Annotated in this window: 27 protein-coding genes; 16 read left to right on the forward strand and 11 right to left on the reverse strand. The window is 46.2% G+C overall.

Going from position 1 to position 23,664, the window contains the following annotated elements; genetic code table 11:
- Window positions 1-53 precede the first annotated feature (53 nt).
- On the forward strand, window positions 54-713 hold the full coding sequence (locus ACN0VA_RS01590; protein ID WP_417819440.1) for a hypothetical protein: 660 nt from the start codon (window positions 54-56) through the stop codon (window positions 711-713).
- 110 nt (window positions 714-823) lie between these two features.
- Here ACN0VA_RS01590 and ACN0VA_RS01595 read toward each other — a convergent pair whose 3' ends face one another.
- Window positions 824-1,279, reverse strand: a complete 456-nt coding sequence (locus ACN0VA_RS01595) for a GNAT family N-acetyltransferase (protein WP_417819441.1) — start codon at window positions 1,277-1,279, stop codon at window positions 824-826.
- Between the two features lie 145 nt (window positions 1,280-1,424).
- On the opposite strand from ACN0VA_RS01595, the gene ACN0VA_RS01600 reads away from it, so the two are divergent.
- Window positions 1,425-1,850, forward strand: a complete 426-nt coding sequence (locus tag ACN0VA_RS01600; protein WP_417819442.1) for a GNAT family N-acetyltransferase — start codon at window positions 1,425-1,427, stop codon at window positions 1,848-1,850.
- Window positions 1,851-2,061: 211 nt separating this feature from the next.
- Entirely contained in the window at window positions 2,062-3,057 is a 996-nt protein-coding gene (locus ACN0VA_RS01605) for an alpha/beta hydrolase family protein (protein ID WP_417819443.1), read from the forward strand.
- Window positions 3,058-3,710: 653 nt separating this feature from the next.
- On the opposite strand, the gene ACN0VA_RS01610 is transcribed toward ACN0VA_RS01605, so the two are convergent.
- A complete protein-coding gene (locus tag ACN0VA_RS01610) occupies window positions 3,711-4,148 on the reverse strand; it encodes a hypothetical protein (RefSeq protein WP_417819444.1) in 438 nt (145 codons plus the stop codon).
- 243 nt (window positions 4,149-4,391) lie between these two features.
- Between ACN0VA_RS01610 and ACN0VA_RS01615 the strand changes: the two genes are divergently transcribed.
- The 10 genes from ACN0VA_RS01615 (at window position 4,392) to ppa (ending at window position 12,030) form a co-directional block, all read left to right on the forward strand.
- A complete protein-coding gene (locus ACN0VA_RS01615; protein ID WP_417819445.1) occupies window positions 4,392-4,757 on the forward strand; it encodes a YraN family protein in 366 nt (121 codons plus the stop codon).
- Window positions 4,739-5,380, forward strand: coding sequence for a BON domain-containing protein (locus ACN0VA_RS01620; protein ID WP_417819446.1), 642 nt, complete (start codon window positions 4,739-4,741; stop codon window positions 5,378-5,380). The genes ACN0VA_RS01615 and ACN0VA_RS01620 overlap by 19 nt, the downstream gene beginning before the upstream one ends.
- Complete coding sequence (locus tag ACN0VA_RS01625; RefSeq protein WP_417819447.1) at window positions 5,377-6,222, forward strand: tetratricopeptide repeat protein; 846 nt, start codon at window positions 5,377-5,379, stop codon at window positions 6,220-6,222. Before ACN0VA_RS01620 ends, ACN0VA_RS01625 begins: the two co-directional genes overlap by 4 nt.
- A gap of 99 nt (window positions 6,223-6,321) precedes the next feature.
- Window positions 6,322-7,269 (forward strand): glutathione synthase, encoded by a 948-nt coding sequence (gene gshB / locus ACN0VA_RS01630; protein WP_417819448.1) that lies wholly within the window; start codon window positions 6,322-6,324, stop codon window positions 7,267-7,269.
- 18 nt (window positions 7,270-7,287) lie between these two features.
- On the forward strand, window positions 7,288-8,214 hold the full coding sequence (locus tag ACN0VA_RS01635; protein ID WP_417819449.1) for an alpha/beta hydrolase family protein: 927 nt from the start codon (window positions 7,288-7,290) through the stop codon (window positions 8,212-8,214).
- A 57-nt stretch (window positions 8,215-8,271) separates the two neighbouring features.
- Window positions 8,272-8,964: an EI24 domain-containing protein gene (locus ACN0VA_RS01640; protein WP_417819450.1), complete on the forward strand. Its 693-nt coding sequence runs from the start codon at window positions 8,272-8,274 to the stop codon at window positions 8,962-8,964.
- 15 nt (window positions 8,965-8,979) lie between these two features.
- On the forward strand, window positions 8,980-9,618 hold the full coding sequence (locus ACN0VA_RS01645) for a bactofilin family protein (RefSeq protein ID WP_417819451.1): 639 nt from the start codon (window positions 8,980-8,982) through the stop codon (window positions 9,616-9,618).
- A gap of 15 nt (window positions 9,619-9,633) precedes the next feature.
- On the forward strand, window positions 9,634-10,092 hold the full coding sequence (locus tag ACN0VA_RS01650; RefSeq protein WP_417819452.1) for a hypothetical protein: 459 nt from the start codon (window positions 9,634-9,636) through the stop codon (window positions 10,090-10,092).
- Window positions 10,089-11,420, forward strand: a complete 1,332-nt coding sequence (locus tag ACN0VA_RS01655; protein WP_417819453.1) for an AmpG family muropeptide MFS transporter — start codon at window positions 10,089-10,091, stop codon at window positions 11,418-11,420. The genes ACN0VA_RS01650 and ACN0VA_RS01655 overlap by 4 nt, the downstream gene beginning before the upstream one ends.
- Before the next feature lie 82 nt (window positions 11,421-11,502).
- A complete protein-coding gene (gene ppa, locus ACN0VA_RS01660) occupies window positions 11,503-12,030 on the forward strand; it encodes an inorganic diphosphatase (protein ID WP_417819454.1) in 528 nt (175 codons plus the stop codon).
- A gap of 77 nt (window positions 12,031-12,107) precedes the next feature.
- Here ppa and ACN0VA_RS01665 read toward each other — a convergent pair whose 3' ends face one another.
- Window positions 12,108-13,073, reverse strand: coding sequence for an OmpA/MotB family protein (locus ACN0VA_RS01665; RefSeq protein ID WP_417819455.1), 966 nt, complete (start codon window positions 13,071-13,073; stop codon window positions 12,108-12,110).
- Between the two features lie 6 nt (window positions 13,074-13,079).
- Window positions 13,080-13,886, reverse strand: coding sequence for a motility protein A (locus tag ACN0VA_RS01670; protein ID WP_417819456.1), 807 nt, complete (start codon window positions 13,884-13,886; stop codon window positions 13,080-13,082).
- Window positions 13,887-14,230: 344 nt separating this feature from the next.
- Here ACN0VA_RS01670 and ACN0VA_RS01675 point away from each other — a divergent pair, with 344 nt between their 5' ends.
- Entirely contained in the window at window positions 14,231-14,998 is a 768-nt protein-coding gene (locus tag ACN0VA_RS01675; RefSeq protein WP_417819457.1) for a substrate-binding periplasmic protein, read from the forward strand.
- Between the two features lie 102 nt (window positions 14,999-15,100).
- On the opposite strand, the gene rlmN is transcribed toward ACN0VA_RS01675, so the two are convergent.
- The 5 genes from rlmN to petA form a co-directional block, all read right to left on the reverse strand.
- Window positions 15,101-16,240 (reverse strand): 23S rRNA (adenine(2503)-C(2))-methyltransferase RlmN, encoded by a 1,140-nt coding sequence (gene rlmN, locus ACN0VA_RS01680; protein ID WP_417819458.1) that lies wholly within the window; start codon window positions 16,238-16,240, stop codon window positions 15,101-15,103.
- A gap of 164 nt (window positions 16,241-16,404) precedes the next feature.
- A complete protein-coding gene (locus ACN0VA_RS01685) occupies window positions 16,405-17,214 on the reverse strand; it encodes a hypothetical protein (RefSeq protein WP_417819459.1) in 810 nt (269 codons plus the stop codon).
- A 500-nt stretch (window positions 17,215-17,714) separates the two neighbouring features.
- A complete protein-coding gene (locus ACN0VA_RS01690; RefSeq protein ID WP_417819460.1) occupies window positions 17,715-18,521 on the reverse strand; it encodes a cytochrome c1 in 807 nt (268 codons plus the stop codon).
- A 1-nt stretch (window position 18,522) separates the two neighbouring features.
- Entirely contained in the window at window positions 18,523-19,767 is a 1,245-nt protein-coding gene (locus ACN0VA_RS01695) for a cytochrome b (protein ID WP_417819461.1), read from the reverse strand.
- A 12-nt stretch (window positions 19,768-19,779) separates the two neighbouring features.
- Complete coding sequence (petA, locus tag ACN0VA_RS01700; RefSeq protein WP_417819462.1) at window positions 19,780-20,334, reverse strand: ubiquinol-cytochrome c reductase iron-sulfur subunit; 555 nt, start codon at window positions 20,332-20,334, stop codon at window positions 19,780-19,782.
- 292 nt (window positions 20,335-20,626) lie between these two features.
- Here petA and ACN0VA_RS01705 point away from each other — a divergent pair, with 292 nt between their 5' ends.
- The gene (locus ACN0VA_RS01705) at window positions 20,627-21,085 is read left to right on the forward strand and encodes a tRNA (cytidine(34)-2'-O)-methyltransferase (RefSeq protein WP_417819463.1); all 459 of its coding nucleotides are present in this window, start codon (window positions 20,627-20,629) and stop codon (window positions 21,083-21,085) included.
- Between the two features lie 11 nt (window positions 21,086-21,096).
- Here the strand turns inward: ACN0VA_RS01705 and ACN0VA_RS01710 are convergent, their stop codons facing one another.
- Window positions 21,097-21,936, reverse strand: a complete 840-nt coding sequence (locus ACN0VA_RS01710) for a hypothetical protein (RefSeq protein WP_417819464.1) — start codon at window positions 21,934-21,936, stop codon at window positions 21,097-21,099.
- Window positions 21,937-22,099: 163 nt separating this feature from the next.
- On the opposite strand from ACN0VA_RS01710, the gene ACN0VA_RS01715 reads away from it, so the two are divergent.
- Complete coding sequence (locus ACN0VA_RS01715) at window positions 22,100-22,711, forward strand: LysE family translocator (RefSeq protein WP_417819465.1); 612 nt, start codon at window positions 22,100-22,102, stop codon at window positions 22,709-22,711.
- Between the two features lie 9 nt (window positions 22,712-22,720).
- Here ACN0VA_RS01715 and ACN0VA_RS01720 read toward each other — a convergent pair whose 3' ends face one another.
- Window positions 22,721-23,596 carry an NAD(P)-dependent oxidoreductase gene (locus tag ACN0VA_RS01720; protein WP_417819466.1) on the reverse strand — a complete coding sequence of 292 codons (876 nt, stop codon included), beginning with the start codon at window positions 23,594-23,596 and terminating at the stop codon, window positions 22,721-22,723.
- Window positions 23,597-23,664: the final 68 nt, after the last annotated feature.

The raw sequence follows: 23,664 nt of genomic DNA on the forward strand, positions 1-23,664 counted from the left end.
GTTGAGAGAGGGAAATAGGTAGCTGTCACCGGTTATTTGTGGGGGAAACTTAAATGTTCAAATGTATTTTATTTGTAACAATGTACTTATTATGTAGTTCTTCTTATGTATTAGCTAATGATAATAATGTTTATTCAATATGGAAAAAGCCTTTTTCTACTAAATTTTTAGCAGAAACTGAGAATTTTGAGAAAGTAAAATCGATGTCATTAAGTGTGGGACTTGCATTGACAAATTTCCTTAAGATAAGCAATGGATTAATTGTCCATGATGAAACCAAAGCACCAAATGTGTTCATTGTTTTTGATGACATAAATAAAATGTCTATCAATGGTAAATATCATAAAAATTTTCGGGCACAATCAAATAGCAGAAAATACATAGAAAAAATTGATCATTTATTTGATGAAATTAAAAAACAAGGAAAAACAAACTGCTTTTCGGGAAATTTAACCAATGGTGGAGAAATTCATCTTACTTTAATATTTAATGATATCACAAATAGTCAAGTTGAAACGGCTCTATGCTTGGAAAAAGCATTCATGCTAATGGCAGGAACCCCATGTACAATACTTAATAATGAGTCGATACTTGATGGAAAAAGAATAAAGTACACAAACTTAGATAAAAAAATTTTGAAAAGTCTCTATTCAAACGATCAATCATTCGTCACAAACGTTTGCTCTAGTACCCCGGTTTCAGCGTCCGAATAGAAATAATCATCCTCGTCAGCCTCAAGGTATTCCGGTTCCCCTATTCCGGGGTCAACCACCTAATTAAGTTGCGCAATCAAGAAAGATAATTTCGTAGCTGACCCCGGAACTCAATTGCCCGTAGAAACGTCTAAAGCCATCCAAGCCGATTTTTTTTCGTGGAACCCGTGTTTCTTATAAAAGCCTCTTTTATAGCTCTCTCTTTCCTTATTCGTGGAAAGGATAATTCGTTTTACCCCGATATTTTGAGCGATTTCTATAGAGTGTTTGAGCAACACTGTCCCAATACCTTGCCCTCGATATTTTTCCCCTACGCTTAATTCATCGATCTCCATAATCTCCCCTTGTATGCGTAATTGGGGTTTAAAAGAGTAAGACAAATAACCTGCAATCTCGTTGGCAGTGACAGCGGTTAATATTTCCATGGTGGAATTTGAATGAATTTTTTTCCATACCTCTTCTAATTGCGATAGGCTAGCCATACCATAGCCCAAATCCTTCATTAAGAGTGCAATTTGAGGGATGTCTTCATAAACAGATTTTCGAACGCGTACTTTCTCATCCATAGAAAAAATTTTAAATTACTTTTCAACAAACCGGTATAATTTTTTGATTTTAATCCCTATCCCTTTCTCAAACTCACCATGAAAATCCTCCGAAAATAGGTACCTGCCACCGATTGCTTACACTTCCCTAATGGTTGCTACACTAATGTTTAAATTCCAAACAATCACCACAAAAGAGACCTACAACATCCGTCATAGGGTTTTATGGCCTGATGAGCCGATAGAATATTGTATGATGACTGAAGATGATACAGCCCACCATTTCGGTGGTTACATTGATCAGAAACTCGTCTGCGTTGCATCCTTATTTCCTGATGGAGAAATGAAAGTCCGTTTGCGAAAATTTGCGATCCTTCCTCATATGCAAAAAAAGGGACTTGGCTCAAAAATGTTGAAAGAAATACAAACCTTTCTATCTGAAACAAAAATTTCAACACTATGGTGTGATGCCAGAGAAGCAGCCTTACCTTTCTATATAAAAAATGGATTTTTACCTTATGACGATGTTTTTTATAAAAACGGAATTCCTTATCAAAAAGCCGAATATAAAGTCCTTCCAGAAGCACCCTAACTGAGTTGAGTTCGCCTAGTTCTAGTTCGGGGTAGTTCGCTATGATACTTTTTTCCACATTGCGTGACGTGATGGGGTAAATTCGGTATTGTTACGCACTCTAAGAGAATTCTAAGGCCAACCTCGAAATTATATTACGTTTTAACATGATCGTAATAGCAACGGATCACCGATTGCTTAATACCTGTCTCGTGAACTGTATTTAGGAAAAATGATGCAATTTATAATCATGGTCCTTGTCGCTATCCTCACTTTCACAGCTCCCCTTGCGCATGCCGCCGGGCTGAAAAAAATTGAAGTTCCCGCTGATAAGACAGGCCCGATCATCAAGGCTGTACAATGGTCACCATGCGCGAGTGCTCCCGTAGACATACAAGCTGGACCATTCGTTCTTCCCGGTGTTCGAGATTGTCCGGTTGTGGGAAAAAACCTACCTTTGATTATCATGTCACACGGGTTTGGCGGAACAAGTCTCAGCCACCATGATACAGCCGAAGCTCTTTCCAATGCAGGTTTCATGGTGGTCGCTCTCAACCATCCTGATGACACATCGACCAATAAAACAAGATTTCGTAACCTTAAGGCTTTGATTACCCGCCCGATGGACATCAAACGTCTCATTACTTTCATGCTGAGCGCGTCACCAAACGCGGCATCAATAAATCCAGATGCCATTGGTTTCTTCGGTTTTTCGCGGGGAGGTTATACGGGGCTTGTCCTTGCAGGTGCCCGCCCTAACTTTGATAAACTCCGTGTCCCTTGTACGGATGGGTCAAACGTGACTTGTAAACATCCCCACGTAAAAGATATGCCCATACTACCACCAAGTCGCGACCCTCGGATTAAGGCTTATGTTATTGTTGACCCCCTCAGTAATGTATTTGCCACACCAGATAACCTAAAAGACATCTCTCAGCCCATAGACTTGTGGGCATCTCAGGAAGGGGGACATGGTGTGTCCCCAAAAGATGTTCCCGCAGTTGCACACAACCTGCCCGCAAAACCTACTTTGCATATTGTCCCCAACACAAGCCATTTCGCTTTTTTGACCATATGCCCGCCAAAACTTGCCAAAGCCTTACCAGAACTGTGTAGGGACAAACCGAATTTTGACCGTGCCGCCTTTCATAAAGAGTTCAATACGAACATCATTTCTTTTTTTCGCCAAAATATAGGCTCAGGTCTCGTTGATGAGAACAATAGGTAGCTGTCACTGATTATTGCGATGGTAATATTACAGACGGCTTCATTGATAATTATTAGGAGGAATTATGCAACGAGATATTCAGCTATATCAAGAGTACGCTCAAATACTGATTGATAATGTTCCATGTGATTTTAAGAAAATTACTTCAGATTGCATTCTTAGTGCAAAAAATGCTTTTGTTCCAGTTCGGGGGACAGTTACCGATCTCTCTTCCTGGAGTTCGGGGGACTGCCTATTCCGGGGTCAGCCTCGAAATTAATTAGGTGGCTGACCCCGGAATTCTCCTTCATTTTCTGAAAGAGGTATGAAAAGCTTAGGCAAGTAATTCGGTAACTGTCCCCCGAACTTCAACTTCGAACTTCGCAACTTCAACTTCAACTTCCAACTTCCCCCGGGCTTTTTAGGCAATAAAGGGCGGCCAAGCTGTTCCTCTAAGTTTTGAACAAAGTTGTCGTCGCCTAAAGGTCGTCCGGTCCTTTCGTACTGTTGTAATTTTAAATGGTCCTTTTGCGGCAAATCATCCGCGAGAAAACGCTGCCAGCTCTCAACATGCTGTAGCAATGGCGCAACACGAAACAGTCCGTCAACCTCGAAATTTAATTAGGTAACTGCCTCCAGAATTCCTAAAATTTTGCCTTAAATTCCGCAAAATTTTAATCACTAATTACAAAATAGGCTAAAAAAACAAGAATAAAAACCACACTTAACTCAAATCCATTATTAAAAATAACAAGATAATCATTTTTATAATAAGAAAAAAGAGGAAAACAAATTGATAATAGAAAAGCTGCTAACTTTTTACCAATATCAAAAAAACCATTATACAACAATGATACAAATAAACAAAAAATAACAGAAAAAATAAAACTAAAAAATAATCCAAATAAAAAATAAACCAAAAAAGATAAAGAAATAATCAACAAAACCAATAAAATAAAATATAAATTTCTTATTATAAAGAAAATAAAAGCAGCAGATGTAAATATAAAATAAAATATACTTATATCATCATAACTAGAATCAAATAAAAAATAAAATAATGCTGAAAAAAGCATACCTAAAAGTAGAATATTCACTTCGTACTTTTCCATTCTCTTCGAATAAGAAAAGTTAAAACCCATTTTTTCGAACAAAATCAGATCCTTAAAAATCAAATAGAACAGAGAAATAGAAAATTAATGATAGACTATCTCATTGTTGTTTACTCTATCCCTGAATAAACATTTAGTATAGCTTGTGAACATAATGAATTCTGAGGTCAGCCTCAAAATTATATGACGCCTTAAATTCTAATCTCACCATAAAAAGCCCCCGACCCTTCCCTAATCCACCCTATGATGGACAAAAAATTAAAAGCGGTGCGGTTTGGGCGTTGGGGGGAAGAGCTGGCGGCTTGGACTTTGCGTTTAAAGGGATATCGTATCCTTGCGCGCAATCTGCGCACACGCGGTGGTGAAATCGATATTGTTGCGCTAAAGGGGCGGACCCTTTGTTTTATTGAGGTAAAATCGCGCCCCAGTCTTGATCTCGCCTTGCAGTCTTTTTCCCTTGCTCAACAAAAACGCCTGATTGTCGCAGCCGAGGCTTTTCTTTCTGCAAATCAGCGTTATGCTGATAGGGATATTCGGTTTGATTTTATGGCAATTTCCCCCCATAGATTGCCCAGACATTTGAAAAACGCATGGTACGACGAAAGATGATCACCCGTTTTGCTTTTTTAAGCTTGAGCTGCCTTATCCTTATGGCCTGCACACCGTTGGGGGTTTTAACCACCGTTGGGACCACAGCGGGCACCTACGCGATGGAAGAACGCGGGCTGGAAGGCGCGACAAACGATTTGGGGTTAAAAGCCGACATCGTCGGTGCATGGGCACAGGAAAAACTGTCTTATGCCTCTGACTTATCCGTGATTGTCTATAATTCCAAAGCGATGGTCATGGGCGCGGTTGAAAACGAAGAAGAACGCGCCAAAGCCATTGCTCTTGTCTGGAAAGTGGATGGTATTAAAGATGTTTACAACGATATTGTGCTGAAACGAGAAACCGGTATTGAAGATTTCACCCATGATACCTTGATTAACACACGTTTATTTGCTGCCCTGACGTTTGACGGGCAAATCATGGATATTAACTATAAATACGATACTGAGGGCGGAACGGTTTATGTCATCGGTTTCGCCCAAAGTCATGGGGAACTGCGTCGGTTTATTGCCCATGCCAAATCCATCCCATACGTGCGCAAAGTCGTTTCACATGTCGAGGTCAAAGAAAGCAAATCCATGTATCGTCCGAAAGAAGAAAGAGTCCTGAGCGACGCATCATGACACTCCCCGGTCAAATCCAACATGGCTTTCAGTCTCTTGCACAACAAGATGAAGAAACCTTCAATCTGTGTGAAGCGGGCCTTTTGGTCGGCAAGGTTCTTAAACCGTCCCTTGATCTGAGCCGTTACCGCGATGAAATCACGCGCCTGTCACAAGACCTCAACACACGGTTTCAAGGCTTGTGCCTGCATAACGATCCCTTACAAGCCAAAGTCGAGGCCCTGCAAACTCTGTTCTGCAAAGAAAAAGGATTTCAGGGGGATGAAGACGCGTACGACGATCTTGATCATATGAATATGGCCTGCCTGCTGGATGAAAAATACGGCACAGCCTTGTGTCTCAGTATGTTGTTCATCCATTGTACGCGCCAATGCGGTTGGGCGGTGTTCGGGCTGAACTTCCCCGGTTATAACCTGATTTGTATTGAACATGGGGCAAAACGCGCCATTCTCGATCCCTTTCAAGGCTGCATCGAACTGGATGCTTATACCCTACGTCAAATGATCAAAGTTCTGGGCGGTGCCGAAGCGGAATTACAACCGCTGTTCTACGATATGCTGCCTGCCAAAACGCTGTTTATTCGCCATTTGGGGGCAATCAAAGCGCATTTCCTGCGCTGTGATCAGGTGCCGCAAGCCCTCGAAATACTGGAAATTTGTCATATTCTGGAACCATCATCGCCTGCCTTTTGGCGCGACAGCGGCCTGTTGCATGCCCGTATCGGTCAATTATCCGAGGCGATCCAAGACTTGAAAACGGCATTAAAATATACAACGGATATGGATGCCATTCGCCATACCGAACGGATTCTGACAGATTTGCAAAATAAGACGCAAAGTTAGTCCCCGCAGGCTTCACAACTTTTTTATCATCAACAACTGGCACCACCTTATAAGTTGGTCTATATCTGATTTCATATCATTTTAAGGTGAGGAAAACACATGTCCCTGCGCGTTGCTATTCAAATGGACCCGATCGAAACCATCGACATCAATGGGGATTCGACTTTCGTGATGGGGCTTGAGGCCCAAAAACGCGGCCATACGCTTTTCCATTACCACCCCAAAGATTTAACCATGCAAGATGGTCGCGTGGTGGCGTATGCCCGGCCCATGACGTTAAAACGCGAACATGGCAATCATTTTGAATTGGGCGAAGCAAGTTGGATCGACCTGCAAGATGATGTCGATGTCATCTTGATGCGTCAGGATCCGCCGTTTGATATGGCTTATATTACCGCCACACATTTGCTGGAACATATCCATCCCCAGACATTGGTCGTCAACAACCCGGCAGAGGTGCGCAACGCACCCGAAAAACTGTTTGTCACCAAATTCCCCGACCTGATGCCGCCGACCTTGATTACCAGCAACAAAGAACAAATCGAACGTTTTCGTGATAAACATAAAGACATCATCGTCAAACCCCTGTTTGGCAATGGCGGTGCCGGGGTTTTCCATATCAAACCGGGGGATGAAAACCTCAATTCCCTGATTGAAATGTTTAGCGAACTTTACCGCGAACCGATCATGGTTCAAGCCTACTTGCCTGATGTGCGCAAAGGCGACAAACGCATTATCCTGATCGATGGAGTGGCAGCCGGGGCCGTCAACCGTATTCCGGCAGAAGGCGAAGCGCGCTCCAACATGCATGTCGGCGGACAGGCCGCGAAATCCGAGCTAACCGCGCGAGAACGCGAAATTTGCGAACGCATCGGCCCGGAACTGAAGGCACGCGGCATGATTTTTGTCGGCATTGATGTTATCGGCGATTATCTGACTGAAATTAACGTCACGTCACCCACTGGCCTGCAAGAAATCAATCGTTTTGATGGATCCTGTCTGGAAAGCCAGATTTGGGATGCCATTGAAACCCATACAGCCTCTTAATTGTTCTAAAGCCCCCCAATGACCTATCACGCCGGTTTTACCACACTGCGCGCAAGCGACCTTCCCTGTGCCTTGTGGTATCCCACCGAAACACCCGCCCAAGATTTGCGCCAAGGTGTTTATCAGTTTCATGTTGCCAAAAACGGCGATATCGCACCGGGATATTTCCCCCTAGTCGTCATGTCGCATGGGTCCGGCGGGACACGTTTCGGACATTGCAAAACGGCGGAGTTTTTGGCCGAGAACGGTTATATCGTGCTGGTCCCGGAACATCCCCATAACAATTTTTTTGATGACAGCGCGGTGGGCTCTGCCCGGTCCTACAGTGGACGTTCACGCCATTTGAAATCGGCACTGGATATGGTGCTTGCAGATAATAAATGGGATCCGGTTATTGATCCGCAAAAAATCGCCGTTTTCGGCTTTTCACTGGGTGGGTTTACGGCCCTGACCTGTGTTGGGGCCACCCCTTATGTAAAAGGATTGGCCCGACATATTCGCATGAACCGGGAATTCGACCCCATTTTCAGCGGATATGAGGTTATTGTGCGCGATGGCTTTGACGAGGATTACCTGCCTGTTACCTATGATCCGCGCTATAAGGCCTGCATTGCCCTTGCCCCGGTCAGCGGCGGTTTGTTTCCACCTGCCAGCTTGCAAAACATTAAGGTTCCCGTACAAATTTTTCGCGCTGAACATGATATGATTTTACGTCATCCCTTTCATAGTACGGAAATCCGCGAGAACCTGCCCAATGGATGCGATTATCACGTTACCAAAAAAGCCGGGCATTTTTCCTATCTATCCCCGGTTCACGAGGATGTGAAATCTCAACTTGGGGAACTGGCAAACGACAATCCCGGCTTTGATCGACAAACCGCACATGACAAAATTCATGTCTTAATTCTCGATTTCCTCAACAAAGCCCTTTCCTGCGGGCGATGATCGGGCTACATAAAACAATCAACCCTCGAATCGATATAAAGAACACGATAGAGTCTCATGATCTCCGCTTTCACAAAATCTTTCGCACAGTTACCCGACCCCACTTTCCGAAAAGTCATTTTTCTAGGCGTTCTCGGTGCTTTGGTCACGTTCTTGTTGCTTTTCAGCGCGGTAACAGGCTTTTTATTTGAAAGCGTGCTGGTCAATATTCCGTGGGTGGATACCGCAATTGACTGGCTGGGTTCCATTGCAACCATTGCCGTTGTCTGGTTACTTTTTCCTGCTGTGGCTTCTGTCATTATCGGTTTTTTATTGGAAGATATTGCCGAAGCGGTTGAAAAGAAACACTATCCTGACCTCCCCCCTGCCGATTCCATTCCGTGGGGGGAGACACTGGTTGAAGCCATTAAATTTGCAGGCGTGATGTTATTGCTCAACATTCTCGCTTTACCGATTTATTTGCTATTTCCGGCTGTCAACCTGCTGGTCTTTTATTCCCTTAACGGCTATTTAATAAGTCGAGAGTATTTTGAATTGGTTGGCCAGCGTCGTGTCGGCGTCAAGAAAGCCAAAGCCTTGCGTAAAGCCTATCAGGGACGATTGCTGATCGCGGGCGCATTGACTGCTTTCTTGTTGACGATTCCTCTGGTAAACCTATTGGCACCCGTAGTTGGCACAGCCGCTATGGTCCATCTTTTCCATCGCTGGCGACAGGAGCCGAAATTCCTGATGCTGGAACAGAGTTCTTAAGGAGTATGTGTGAGCATGTTTGGGCGTAATAAAAACGGCGACAAAGCATCCACCGAAACAAAAACTGAGCAACCGGCTGCACAGACGAACAACGAAGACAAAGTCGAGCAGTTGCCGCCTTTGAAGCCGTTTTCGTCAAAAGGTACACATACCCCGGCCCCGCCAAGTAAACCGGCTGTACCCAATGCGGCCTCTTCCGGGTCTTCCCCCGGTTATCGCCCGGATATTGCGGCACGCCGTTTAATGGATATTCCCGGTGCCACACCGCGACGTGGCGACCAACGCAACTATCAAGACCCGCGCACGTTGACCGTAGGTCGTGAAATTTCGCTGAGTGGGGAAATCACCGCTTGTGAAACATTGGTTGTTGAAGGCAACGTGGATGCCAAAATCACCGATGCGCGTGTTCTGGATGTCTCTTCCCACGGGGTTTATACCGGCAGCGCCCATGTGGAAGAAGCCTATATTTCCGGCGTGTTTGATGGCGAACTTTATGCTTATAAAACCCTGACGGTTCGCAGTGGCGGCCGCGTTAAAGGAAACGTGCGCTATGGTCGGATCGTTATTGAAGAAGGTGGTGAAATTTCCGGTTCTATGGCCACGCTCAGCCCCGATGAAATTGCGGCAGCGCGTAACGACGACACCAAAACCTGATTTAGCAAGATCGTGATGTCATTTTCCAATCGCGCCGTTCAAGCCCTTGCCTTGTGCGGCGCGTTGCTGCTTTCCGCCTGCGCCAGTCCCACCAAACAGGACATGTATGGCGGGGAACGCCCGCAACAAACCACACCACAGGCCAAAATCCAGAAAAAACCCGAAACGCCGCGCCTGTCTGCACGTCGGTTGGCGGCAATTAAGGAATACGGGCTGGAAAAGGCACACCCCGATAAACTTGTCGGATTAGATGGATTTGAGGTGGAACAAGCCCTTGGTGCCCCCGATTTCGTTCGCAAAGATAGCGGAGTTGAAATTTGGCAATATCGGGCCAAACACTGCATTCTGGATCTATTTTTATACCAAAACGGCGCCCACCTGCGGGTCGATCATGCCGAATTGCGCGGCAGTCTCCCCAAAGAAAAAGCGACAACCAGTTGTTTTAATCAAATCGTTATGGATTTGAGACCATGAGAAGCTGGCTGGACGCGTCAAAAATCTATTTCGATCGACGAATTCTGGCCATTCTCTTTCTTGGTTTTTCCAGCGGGCTCCCGCTTTTGCTAGTCTATGGGACCCTGTCTTACTGGTTAGGGGTTGAAGGCGTTTCGCTGGCAACCATCGGCTTTTTTTCACTCGCGCGCCTGCCCTACACCTTTAAATTTCTTTGGGCGCCGCTGATCGACCAGGTGCGCCTGCCTGTTCTTCATCGCTTGATCGGACATCGACGCAGTTGGGCTTTGCTTTCACAAATTTTCCTGATGCTGTCCATTTTAGGACTTGGTCATTCCGACCCGGCCCAAACACCCGAAACAACAGCCCTATTTGCCGTCTTTGTTGCTTTTTTCTCTGCCACTCAAGACATTCTAATCGATGCCTATCGTATCGAACTGCTGAAAGACGATGAACAAGGCGCAGGCGCTGCCATGTACGTCAACGGATATCGCTTGGGTATGTTAATTGCCGGGGCAGTTGCAATAGGTCTGTCAGACTGGATTTCCTGGCCGTTGGTTTATACCATCATGGCCGGATTAATCATCATTGGCATGATCACCGTCTTACTCAACCGCGAACCGGAAAACCTTGCGGCCCAGCAACAATTGGAAGAACGTAATCTCCACAGTGCCCAATTGATTGCAGACGGCAAAGCCCCGTGGCTGGCAGCCCTGATTGCCAATTTCAAAATCGCAGTTATTGAACCTTTTAAAGATTTTATGACACGCGCGGGCTGGATTTGGGTACTGGTCTTCATCGTTCTCTATAAAATGGGCGAAGCCATGCTGGGTGCAATGGCCAATCCGTTTTATTATCAGATCGGTTTCAGCGCGACCGAGATCGCTTCTGTCACCAAGGTTTTTGGGCTTGGGGCCACCATTATCGGCGGTATGATCGGCGGCATCGTCGTTTATCGTTATGGTATTCTGCGGGCGTTGCTTTATTGCGGGATCGTACAGATGCTTTCCACCTTGTTATTTGCCGTACAGGCCGAGGTCGGACACAACGTCCCCATGCTGATGGCCGCCATTTCCGGTGAAAATATCACCGCCGGTATGGCAACAACCGCCTTTGTCGCTTATCTGTCCAGCCAATGTAATTCCGCCTATACGGCAACCCAATATGCCTTGCTCAGTTCTTTTATGGCGGTACCACGCGATATGTTTGCGGCCCTGTCCGGCATTATGGCAGACCAACTGGGCTGGACCTTCTTTTTCGTCGCTTGTTCTGCCATTGCCCTGCCCGCCCTGCTTCTACTTGTCTGGATGCAGCGCAGATATGATACAGCGGTTGATAATCCTGCTTGATAAAAGAGTGCCTTTTCGCTATCGTGCGCCTGCAATTTAGGGGGCGCTTTCGGGGCCCACAGTAACAGTGTGAGGAAAATCCATGGATATCAAAAAGATTCCTGTTGGCGATGCACCGGAGTCCGTCAACGTAATCATCGAAGTTTCTGCCGGCTCTACACCGGTGAAATACGAATTTGACAAAGACAGCGGCGCAATCTTCGTTGACCGCTTTGTTCATACGCCGATGCATTACCCGGCAAACTACGGCTTTATTCCGCACACATTGTCTGATGACGGTGATCCGGTTGATGTTTTGGTTCTGGCACCGGAAAGCATCATCCCCGGCGCAGTAATCGCAGCTCGTCCGATCGGTGTTTTGATGATGGAAGACGACGGCGGTATGGACGAAAAAGTTCTGGCCGTTCCGACCAACAAAATGCACCTGATGTATGCCGATGTGGCAACACACACAGACCTGCCGCAAATCATCCTTGATGAAATCGCGCATTTCTTCCAGCACTATAAAGACCTTGAAAAAGGAAAATGGGTGAAAATTGCCGGCTGGGAAGGCGCAGAAAAAGCCAAACAGTTGATTTTGGAAGGTGTTGAACGCGCCAATAAAGGCTAAGTTCAGTTCCGACCCATAAAGAATAAAAAAGCCCGATAGGTCATCCCGTCGGGCTTTTTCTTGTTTAGAATGTTCTCTTACTGACGGCCGATGGAATTCATCTGAATTTTATTTAACTCATCCGCCATTTCTTTTTCACGCTTGGCCTTTTCCTGAACCTCGCGACGGCGTTTTTCCAGATCAGTTTCTTCAACACCGGGTAACAATTGTTTCTCACCCTTTTCAATCGTCCATACCCGACGGCGCGGTTGCATTTTTTCCAAAATTTTCTGCGCATCCTTGGTGTTTTCAGGGACTTCGATTGAAATTTCAACGCGGCGGTTTTTCGCCCGCGCCTCAGGGGTCTTATTTTCAATCAACGGACGGGAATCAGCATAGCCTTGTGATGTCAGACGTTTTTTCGGTATTTGACCGGAACGTAAGAAATAATGCACAACCGATGTTGCCCGCGCCGACGATAAATCCCAGTTTGATCGATATTGCAGGGTTGAAATCGGGATATCATCCGTATGTCCTCCTACTTTAATATCCCCGGGTGTGCGCGCCAGAACCGGAATAATTTTATCCAGTGTCGCATAAGACGATGGCGCCAATTCCGCCCCGCCGGACTGAAATGCCGTCTCAGACGGAAAGCGCACAATAATACCTGTGTTGGTTTCCTGTAACTCCACCAAATGATTAGCAATGTCTGCCTGTAGGGAACGACGAAGCTGGGCCACCATCGCTTCACGAATAGCTTCGGTTTGCGGGATATCCATTTGCACCGACCTCACGCCGGATAAAATCCCGCGCCCACCGGATAAATTGGATTGTTCGTCCGTTTGAAAATCCGCATTCTGGTTAAAAGCTTCCCGCATGGGACCAGCGTTTTTCTGGAAGCTGTTATCATTCACTTCTGAAAAAGACAGCAAAAGGACAAATAAAGCAAACAACAACGACATCAAATCGGCATAGGTCACCATCCATGCCGGGGCGTCCTTATTATGCTTGATGTTTTTTGACCCATCAATGGTGTCGTCTTTGGTGTCCTCAGATGTTGTCATCCGCGCTTAGCCCCGCTTTTTCGCATCACGACCGGCGGTATAACTGCCACCCGTCCCCATTTGGCGTTGTTTTTCAGGGAGATGCGGTTCCAAAATTTCCAGCATCGCCGTCGGATTCTGCATTTGCTGAATTTGGAAAACACATTCAATAATCAAGGAACGCAACGCTTTGTCTTCGGCTGATTTTGACTCCAGCTTATCGGCAATCGGCAAAGCAATCAGGTTGGCAATCAACACGCCATAAAGGGTCGTCAACAACGCAACCGCCATTGCCGGACCGATTGTGCTCGGGTCTTGCATATTGGCAAGCATTTGAATAAGACCAACAATTGTCCCAAACATCCCGAATGCCGGGGCAGAATCGCCAATTGCGCGGAAAATTTTGCCCCCGATTTCTTCGCGCTGAATGGCCATCGCCATTTCCTGCGTCAAAATCTTGCGGATATAATCCAGATCACGCCCATCCGCGCAAAGCTGAACGCCTTTTTTAAAGAACGGGTTTTTCAAATTGTTCTTTTCAATGGTTTGAATACCGTTCTTACGGGCGCGTTTGACAAGCTGAATAGCCTGACGGATGTAATCACGCGGCTTTTCTTTTTGGACGGTAAAGGCTGCACGTATCCCGATCGGAATGGAAATAAAGATACCTGACAAAGGAAATTTGATCAAAGTTGCGGCAAATGTTCCACCGAAAACAATTAGAAAACCGGGAATATTGAAAAAGATGGCGATATCAGATCCCGTCAGGATCGCTAGCGTGACAACTGTCAAACCGATTATCAGCCCGGCAATGGTTGCAAAATCAAACTGCATAGATCTCGATCCGCCTCTATTATATTTTTTCTTCTCATTCGAATATTCGATTTTGCAACCTCAAACTCTATCTTGCAAGAGGCAAAAATCATCACATTCGCTTATAATTCCGTACGTTAGATCATTCTTTCAGAAATTTTAGCTATTTTACAACTTGTCGTTGGCAAAAATAAATAGATATAACTATAACGCATGAAACACGTTACAAAGAAAATGATAAAAGAAATGACTGCTTCGTATCGGCTTTCTACAGACATTTTGTTTTTTCACTTTTTTTGCAATCTTCTTTCATAGATACTATCCAGACGTTAATATTTCTTTAGCTTGCAAAGATTGGGGTTGTTTTGTGCAGGGCGTTTAAGTTATCCGCTATTCTTTTTCTATTTTTAAGCCTGTTTGCCCTGCAAGCACAGGCACGCCCATTGCAAATCTGTACCCATCGCGGTTTTGAACCCTATGTCATTCAGGGAAAAAATTCTTTAACCGGGATCGATATCGAAATTATCCTCGCTATTTTAAACAATCTCAAACAACCTGCAGAGATTAAAGCCTATCCGTGGAAGCGCTTGATAAGCCTCATTGAAAATGGGGAATGCGATATGGGGTTTTCCTTATTCGATACGGATGACCGACGTGATTTTGCCCGTTATCTTTTTACCGTCCCCATGCATTATTCCACCTTCAGCGTTTTTGTGCGTCGATCCAATCCTTTAAAATTCAATCGAATTTCAGATTTTTTTAATTTACGGATTGCACATAATCGCGGGTTTGCTCTGTCGGTCGGATTTGAACAGGCCATTGCAGACGGAAAGATAAAACGCCTGCAATTCGATGACGTAAAGAGCGCCATTAAAATGCTGGAAAACGGGCGCATAGACGCCATTATAGATAACGAAGCCCGCTTTAGATATTACCTGAAAAAGCAAAATAAACTGGGGATAATCAAGTCCCTGAATATTCCGTTTATGCCACACCAGCCCGCTTTTCTCGTCCTGTCCCGCAAATCGAATATGACAGACATCGACAAAATCAAGCGCCGATTCGAAAGGGAACTAAAGACGCTCCATCTCAACGGCACCATTTTAGCCATCAGCAATAAATATCTAAATTAGAGCAAATCCCGCGTAATCTAAAACAGATTACGACGACATATTTACGTAAAATCAATAAGCTAGAATAACATGTCTTCTAAATTAGATTGAATGAGACATGCCCTAAGATCCCGTTTGCGCAAGATTATGTTCATCGTCTTGAATGCCCGCTTCCAAGCGTGCTTTCAATCGTGAACAGCGTGTACGTTCACTCTCCGACTTCAATTGTCCACAGGCTGCTAGAATATCCTGACCACGCGTGACACGAATCGTCGCCGTATAGCCCGCGCGGTTCAGAATTTCTGTAAAGCGTTTCTGTGTTTTACGATCTGAACATTCATACTCACTGCCCGGCCACGGGTTAAATGGAATGAGATTGAATTTGCAGGGAATGCCCTTGACCAGTCGCGTCAATTCACGTGCGTCTGCTTCAGAATCGTTGATCCCTTTCAGCATAACGTATTCAAAGGTCACGCGACGCGCATTAATCGCTGCCGGATAATCACGCACAGCGGCCATCAGGTCCTTGAGGGGATATTTTTTATTGATCGGCATGATCTCATTGCGCACATCATCGCGGGGCGCATGTAAACTAATCGCCAACTCCACATCAGCCTGTTCGCCAAGACGGCGTATTTCAGGAACAACGCCGCTGGTTGACAATGTGATACGTCGCTTGGATAAAGAGATACCTTCTTGATCCATCAGGATTTTCAAAGCTTTCACGACATTGTCAAAGTTATAAAGCGGCTCCCCCATCCCCATCAGAACGATGTTTGACAGCAAACGCTTATCACCGGGCGGAGACGGCCATTCATTATAACTGTCACGCGCAGCCATAAATTGACCGACGATTTCAGCCGCACTTAAATTTCGCACCAGCAATTGCGTGCCCGTATGACAGAATTTGCACGTCAACGTACAACCAACCTGAGAGGAAATACAAACCGCACCGCGTTCTTCTTCCGGGATAAAGACCGTTTCCGCTTCGTTATTGTCGTCAAATTTGAACAACCATTTGCGCGTCCGATCTACAGAGGTCAGTTCCTCAGAAACATGCGGGCGGGAAATGATGAATTGATCTGCCAACTTGCCATGCAAATTTTTAGAAATATTGGTCATTTTTGAAAAATCAGTGACGCCGTAATGATAGATCCATTGCCAGATCTGTTTGGCACGAAAGCCTTTTTCACCAATACGTTCCATTTCGGCCTTTAGCTCTTCACGGCTAAGGCCGACCAAGTCGATACGTTGGTCGCTCATTTCATTAATTTCCTGAGTATTGTGCTCGGTTATTCCAAGCGGTCGGCGCATCTATACAGGAAAACGACCTTGATTGCAAATCCCGTCATTGGAAAGACTATAAAAAGGATTGAACAAGGTCAACTCGAGCTGCGACGACGCATTTGCGCTCAACCAAAGACGTCTTATTTTCTAAATACCTTGATCTGATCGATGATATAACGCCCCATTTTCAGGCGCAAGCCATTGACTTCTTCGCGTAAATTCAACAAGGCACCGGCGACACCGGCCGTTTCTGTCATGTTCGACTCGACCAATGCGCGCAACGTGACCATATCCTGTTCTAATTTCAGGGTCCGCGCGGATTGTTCCTGTGCACCACGTTCCAGATCGCTGGTGCGTTGACGTGTATTTTCCAGATCGGTTCGTACCACGCGAACCTGACTGGCTAAATCTTTCAAGCCCCCTTCACCTTCGACGATTTCCATCAAATCGGCCATGTCTTTGCGCACGGCATATAAGGCTTTCTGGTAACCGGAAATTTCACCGCGCATCACATCGACTTCTTTATGAACGTCGTCCGCTTTCATCGCGGCTCGTTCCATGCGTTGTGTTCGCGCACGAATGCCTTTTAATTCGACCTGTTGGCGTTCCATCGCCAGATAAGCTTGTTTCAAAAGGGTGCGAATATTCTGAATATCACCTGCTTGGGCCGAACTGGGCTCGCGCGCCACATCGTGAATACGTTCCACCAATTCATCAACCGTCCCTTTCAGGGCTTTATAACGGGCTTTGGTGCTATCGCGCTGCAAACGCAGCTTATTCATTTCCAGTTCACGTTCTTTAAGATATTGCTCATGGCGTTTAACGGCGTCCGGGCGAATGCCAAATCGTTTTGCGGCAGATGCCAATCCCGGTGTCAGCGGCGAACGGCGCAAGGGCGTAATATTTTGCGTATGCGCTGTTTCCGTTAAAATCTGTTGTGCCTGTGCCATATTTTGCGCTCTCCCAAACACATAACGTGTTCATAAAACAAATCCATTCGACCTATCATGACGCATAAAAGTGATCAGATCGTTAACAAGCATATTTTTGTAAGATGAAAAAAAGAACCGATAAACAATAATCGAAGGGAGGGGAGATAGAAGGGTTACGAAGACAGATTGGGCGGAGGATCAAAAGCTCAAAGCGCGTGGAGGCAAGTCACATGAGGGTGGGATATAGAGTGACGATGAGCTTTCAATCCTCCTAGTCTGTCCGGTTCGATCATTTTCGTTTATCGGTTCTAACAGGGATAAACTATGTGTTTACAAAACCAGTATCCGATAAAAAAACATCCCTGTATATCCGCACGAATACTTGCGTAATAACCCAACCCGTAAGTTTACTATTATTCAAAAGTATCAATTAAATGGATAATACCCCTATAAAAAAACCGCCGCACTCAATCAGAGTACGGCGGCCTTCATTTTAGCAGTCAGATGATAAAACAGACTTAGTGTTTTACATCTGCCCAGATTTTACGCTTCAAAGCATAAAGCATAGCTGTCAGAACCAACAGGAACAGCATAACTTTCAAGCCCAAAGATTTACGTTCGTCCAGCTCAGGCTCAGCAGCCCAGTTCAGGAACGCAACGATATCTTCTGCATGTTGTGCAGCTGTTGCTTCGGTGCCATCTTCATACTCAACCAGCTCGTCCATCATTTGTGGCGGCATGGACGTATAATAGCCCGGGAAGTACACATTGAAGTTTTTGTCTTCGTTCAGAATAAAGCCTTTCTGATGCATGACTTCTTCTGGCACTTCATCCATATAGCCTGTCAGGAAGCTGTATAGATATTCCGGACCGCCCAAACGTGACTTGGCAACCAAAGACAGATCCGGCGGCAAAGCACCGTTCGCATCAATCGCAGCCGCATCGTTCGGGAACGGGCTAACAAATTTATCAGACGGCTTGGCTTCACGTGTGAAGAATTCGCCATCGTCATTCAACAAGGCACCTGCATCGCCATGTGGCAAACGGATTTCTTTCTCCGCTGCAATTTCCTTGATCTCGTCTTCTGTAAAGCCGAGCGCAGACAGGTTACGATAAGCAACCAAACGCAGGGAGTGACAAGCTGAACAGACTTCGTTGTAAATCTGGAAACCGCGACGCAATTGCTTTTGATCATATTGACCGAAGAAACCTTCGAACGACCAGTTTACGTCTTTTAGTTCCGGCACATAAGCACCACCGGAAGCCTGGGCTGCACCAGCACTCAATGTCAGGGCAGCAACAGCAGCAATAAACAGTTTACGCATGTTACGCGTCCTCCGATTTCTTGAGTACGGCAGCGGAAATGCTTTCCGGCAGATCGACGACTTTCTCAATCTTGCTCATCAACGGCAAAATCACGAGGAAGTGGGCGAAATAGTACAGGGTCGCAAGCTGCGCCATGATGATGTAAGACCCTTCGGCCGGTTTTTTACCAAGGTAACCAAGGAAAACACAATCAAGGAACAGGATCCAGAAGAACCATTTGTAAACCGGGCGGAACTTACAGGATTTCACCTTGGAACGATCCAGCCACGGCAACACCATCAACAAAATGATGGACGCAAACATCGCCAAAACACCACCCAGTTTCGCCGGGATAATGAAGATGTCGAATGTAATCGCACGCAGGATCGCATAGAACGGCAGGAAGTACCATTCCGGCACGATATGCGGCGGTGTCACCATCGGGTTCGCAGGGATATAGTTGTCCGGCTCACCAAAGAAGTTCGGTGCCCAGAAAACAAAGAACAGGAAGAACATAAAGAACAGACCCATCCCGAACAGATCTTTGATCGTGAAGTACGGGTGGAAAGGAATGCTGTCTTCCGGCTGTTTCATTTCAACACCCAGCGGGTTGTTGGATTTTACAGCGTGCAAAGCCCACAGATGCAAACCAACGAATGCAAACAGAACGAACGGCAACAGGTAGTGCAAGGAGAAGAAACGGTTCAATGTCGGGTTATCAACAGAGAAACCACCCCACAGCAACGTTACGATGAAGTCACCAACGATCGGGAAGGCCGAGAACAAGTTGGTAATAACGGTCGCGCCCCACAGGGACATTTGGCCCCACGGCAGAACGTAACCCATAAAGGCCGTGCCCATCATCAACAACATGATGATCACACCGAGGATCCAAAGGATCTCGCGCGGGCCCTTATAAGAACCGTAGTACAGGCCGCGGAAAATGTGGACATAAACGACAATAAAGAACATCGACGCGCCGTTCATGTGGATATAGCGGATCAACCAACCATAGTTGACGTCACGCATGATGCGTTCAACAGAATCAAACGCCATATCAACGTGCGGCGTATAGCTCATGACCAGAAAAATACCGGAAACGACCATAACAATTAAAACAGTGAGCGCAAGGGAACCAAAGTTCCACCAGTAGCTCAGATTGCGCGGCGTCGGATAGCCGGCAGTGGAGTGGTGCATCAAAGAGAAGACCGGTAGACGATCATCAACCCATTTGACGACTGGGTTATTCCATTCAGGAGAACTCATTTATCGGGCCCCTTATCCAATCTTGACGTGTTCGTCGTCGAGGAATTCGTACGGCGGAACGGCGAGGTTCAACGGTGCCGGACCTTTGCGAATACGACCAGACGTATCATAGTGAGAACCGTGGCACGGACAGAACCAGCCACCGAAATCACCGCGCGGATCGCCGGGCTTCTGACCAAGCGGTACACAACCCAGGTGGGTACATACACCAATCAAAATCAGCCATTCCGACTTTTGAACGCGATCAGCGTCTTTTTGAACGTCAACCATGGACGCACTGTCGTCTTTAGCGGCTTGTTCGATCTCTTCCGCGTTGCGGTGGCGAACAAATACCGGTTTCCCGCGCCATACTACAGTGACGCTTTGCCCTTCCTCGATCTGGGAAATATCTACTTCTGTGGTAGACAATGCCAGAACGTCAGCAGCAGGGTTCATGCTGTCAACGAAAGGCCAGATCGCGCCTGCAACACCTGCTGCACCGACGGCAGAAGTCGCCAGCAGCAGGAAGTCGCGGCGAGATTCACCGTCTTCCGTCTTATTCTCTACGTTAGTAGCCGTATCAGCCATGTTTTACCTCATTTTTGTCCCCGAACGCGAATCGGGGTGCCCAAGTCGTTGCCTTCAATCAAGCAGAAAACCTCTGCGATATCATGGTGTCTTCCAAAATGGGAAAAGACACAATGACAAAACTCAATTAACAACGTGACCCGACCTAAAATGAAGGACGAGTCGCGCATCCGTATAATGCATTTCGCCTGACAAGAAAAGGTTTAACCTGTACAAATCCATGAAATTATGTTGCGAATTGCCTTAATTTAGGTGTAGTTAATAACGACTCTTAATTGGAAGGATTTTTTACGTGCGTTTGGCCTTGTTTCAACCCGATATTCCACAAAATACCGGAACCCTTCTTCGACTCGCCGCTTGCATGAACATCGGTGTCGACATTATCGAACCTTGTGGATTTGTTCTTGATGACAAACGTATGCGCCGCGCCGGGATGGATTATCTACATCGCGTCGATTTAATTCGCCATAACAGTTGGAACGCTTTTGTTGATGCAAAAAAAACACAAGGCGGCCGGTTGATCCTGCTGTCAACCAAAGCCGCCCATATCTATACCGAATTTGAATACCGCCCCGACGATACCTTGTTATTGGGTCGCGAAAGCCAAGGTGTTCCTACCGATGTCCATGATCACGCCGATGAACGCCTGATCATTCCAATGTCAGAAGGGATGCGCTCTATTAATGTCGCCATTAGCGGAGCAATGGTTCTGGGGGAAGCCCTGCGCCAAACCGGTGGTTTCCCCAACTGAACAAACCAGATTTAAGCCTTTAAGGTATAAAGGTTACGATAATCCGCTGGCTTGACGATTTTCCCCAACAGGCAACAAAACGGATCATGCAACGCACAAATCAGCTTGCCGCGCCATGACCCTTTTTTTGACAGGCCCAAACGGAATTTCACTTCCGCTGTACGATGATGAACAAACGGGACGATCAAAGCCGTCGCCCATTTGGAACGACGCATCAACCGGACATAGGGCACCGCCCAAAAATGATATCCCTCCATGAAAGACGGAGCTAAATATTTATGTGCAAAGACAAGACAGGCTTTTTGATCAAAGGAAGACATCAAACCCTGTGTTCCCATTTCTGTACAAATAACTTTTGCACCGCTTTCGCCACCATCACCATTGGCTTCCGAGCCGTCTGTGTCAGACGCAGAACCGACACCTTCGCCCGTATTTCCGCCATCACCGCCTTCGCGGTTTGCTTGAGGTTTCTCCTTCTTTTTTGGGGTTGTTTGTTTTTGCGTTTTGCTGTCAGTTTGTGCATCCGCCTTCGCTGTCTGCGAACTGCCTGAATCTGAAATTGTTTGCTCCCCACTGATCGGGTTGCTCCACGGGGTCAACTGACTGTCAGTGGTCCCCGTTGTCTGTAAACGGCCTGTATTTGCCACCGCAGGAACCGGCACATTATTGTTTATGTTTTGTTCTTGTTTTTTTGAAGTGACCTGAACCGGTTGTGAACGTCTGCGTTCAAATTCCGCAACCGTGATTGTTTGTGATGCATTTTTTCTATTTTTATAATACCCCTGACCTAAACGCCCCATCGTATCCGGGACATAAACCCAATCCTGCGCACTGAAAATGGTTTCCGACATCTGCTTTTGCTCCTGTTCCAAAATAATAGACCTCCTTCATTTAAGGTATTTATTCCTTTAAACAACCCTTTATGGAAAAAATTCATATGACCTATCAAATAAAACAGATGCATATCCTTTTTAAATCAGGCATCCTGATGCTGTTTTTAAAGGAGAAGAGAATATGAGCGTGGAATTTCTAATCACAGCTTTCATTGTGGTCCTTCTGCCCGGCACCGGCGTTATTTATACCGTTTCCATTGGGTTATTTCGGGGCACGACCTTTTCCTTATGGGCCGCCTTGGGCTGTACGTTCGGTATTGTGCCACATATGCTGGCTTCCATTCTCGGACTCGCCGCCCTGATGCACACCAGCGCACTTGCCTTCCAAACGGTTAAATATGCCGGTGTGGTCTATCTTTTGTATCTCGCATACGGCATGTGGAAGGAAAAGGGCACCCTGTCCGTCAAACAAGTCGATCAACATAGAAACGGCGCCCGTGTTGCGTTTCATGGCACATTGATCAATGTGTTGAATCCCAAACTCTCCATCTTTTTCCTCGCTTTTTTGCCCCAGTTCATCACCACGCAAAGCCAAACGCCCCTTCTGGATATGGGTATTCTCAGCCTGACCTTTATGGGGATGACCTTTGTGGTCTTCGCCATATACGGCTGTGCCGCCGCATGGATGCGCCGTTATGTTATGGAAAATGAACGCCTGCTCGGCTGGCTCCAACGCAGCTTCGCCGCAGCCTTTGTCGCCCTTGGGGTTAAACTGGCATTTGAAGAACGTTAGGGGCAGAGCCTATCTGGATTGATCCCCATAGGCTTTTAGAACGGCAATCATATCTTCTTGGCCGTATCCATTATGTTCTACGTGATGAAAAAGTTTTTCACAAACGCTTAACAACGGCGTATCCGCTTGAATGCTGGTGGCAGACCCGGTGATAAGCGTGGCATTATACAAGACATCATGGATGGAAGCCTGTCTGTCAAAATCATGGCGGATCAATTTATCCAGCTTTATCTTCATCACATCATTTGCCATAGGGCCGGACCCGAGAACCTGTTCCAGTATTTTTAAATCAATACCGGCCTGTGTTGCATAATGCATGGACTCCACCAATGCCGTCACCAATCCGATCAGGTAAGTGTTAACCGCAAGCTTGGTATGCATGGCCTTGGGCACGCTGCCGCAATCCACAATTTCCCGGGCTATCGGTTTTAAAAGTTGTGAAATGCGGGAACGAAGTACTGAATCCCCGGCAATCATAGCCACCAATTGACCCTGTTCCGCCGGAACGCGAGACCCGGATACCGGGGCTTCTATATACTGCCCGCCTGCAAGCTCGATCTCGCGGCCCAAGGCCTCGGAATAAACGGGTAAAACAGTCCCCATCTGCACAAGGGTTTTCCCCTTCACCATATCCCCAAATCCGACAGCAGACCGGTTCAGAACCTGATCAAGAATATGTCCGTTTGCCAGCATAGCAAAGATGATATCGCAGTTCTGAAAAACATCCTGGGCTGTTTCGGCAATGATCGCCCCTTCCTGCCCCAACGTTTTTGATTTGTCTTGCGTGCGGTTCCAAACCCTTAAGGTTTGACCGGATTTTAAAAGATTTCTGGCCATCGGAAAGCCCATTGTTCCCAATCCAATAAAACCAACGTGGTGATTCATTTGATATTCCTCTTTGTCAGCTATCTCCAATCTTGCTTTGAGTCTATCAAGCTTCTATAGTTTCGATT

Source organism: Terasakiella sp. (assembly GCF_048267425.1).
Classification (GTDB): Bacteria; Pseudomonadota; Alphaproteobacteria; order Rhodospirillales; family Terasakiellaceae; genus Terasakiella.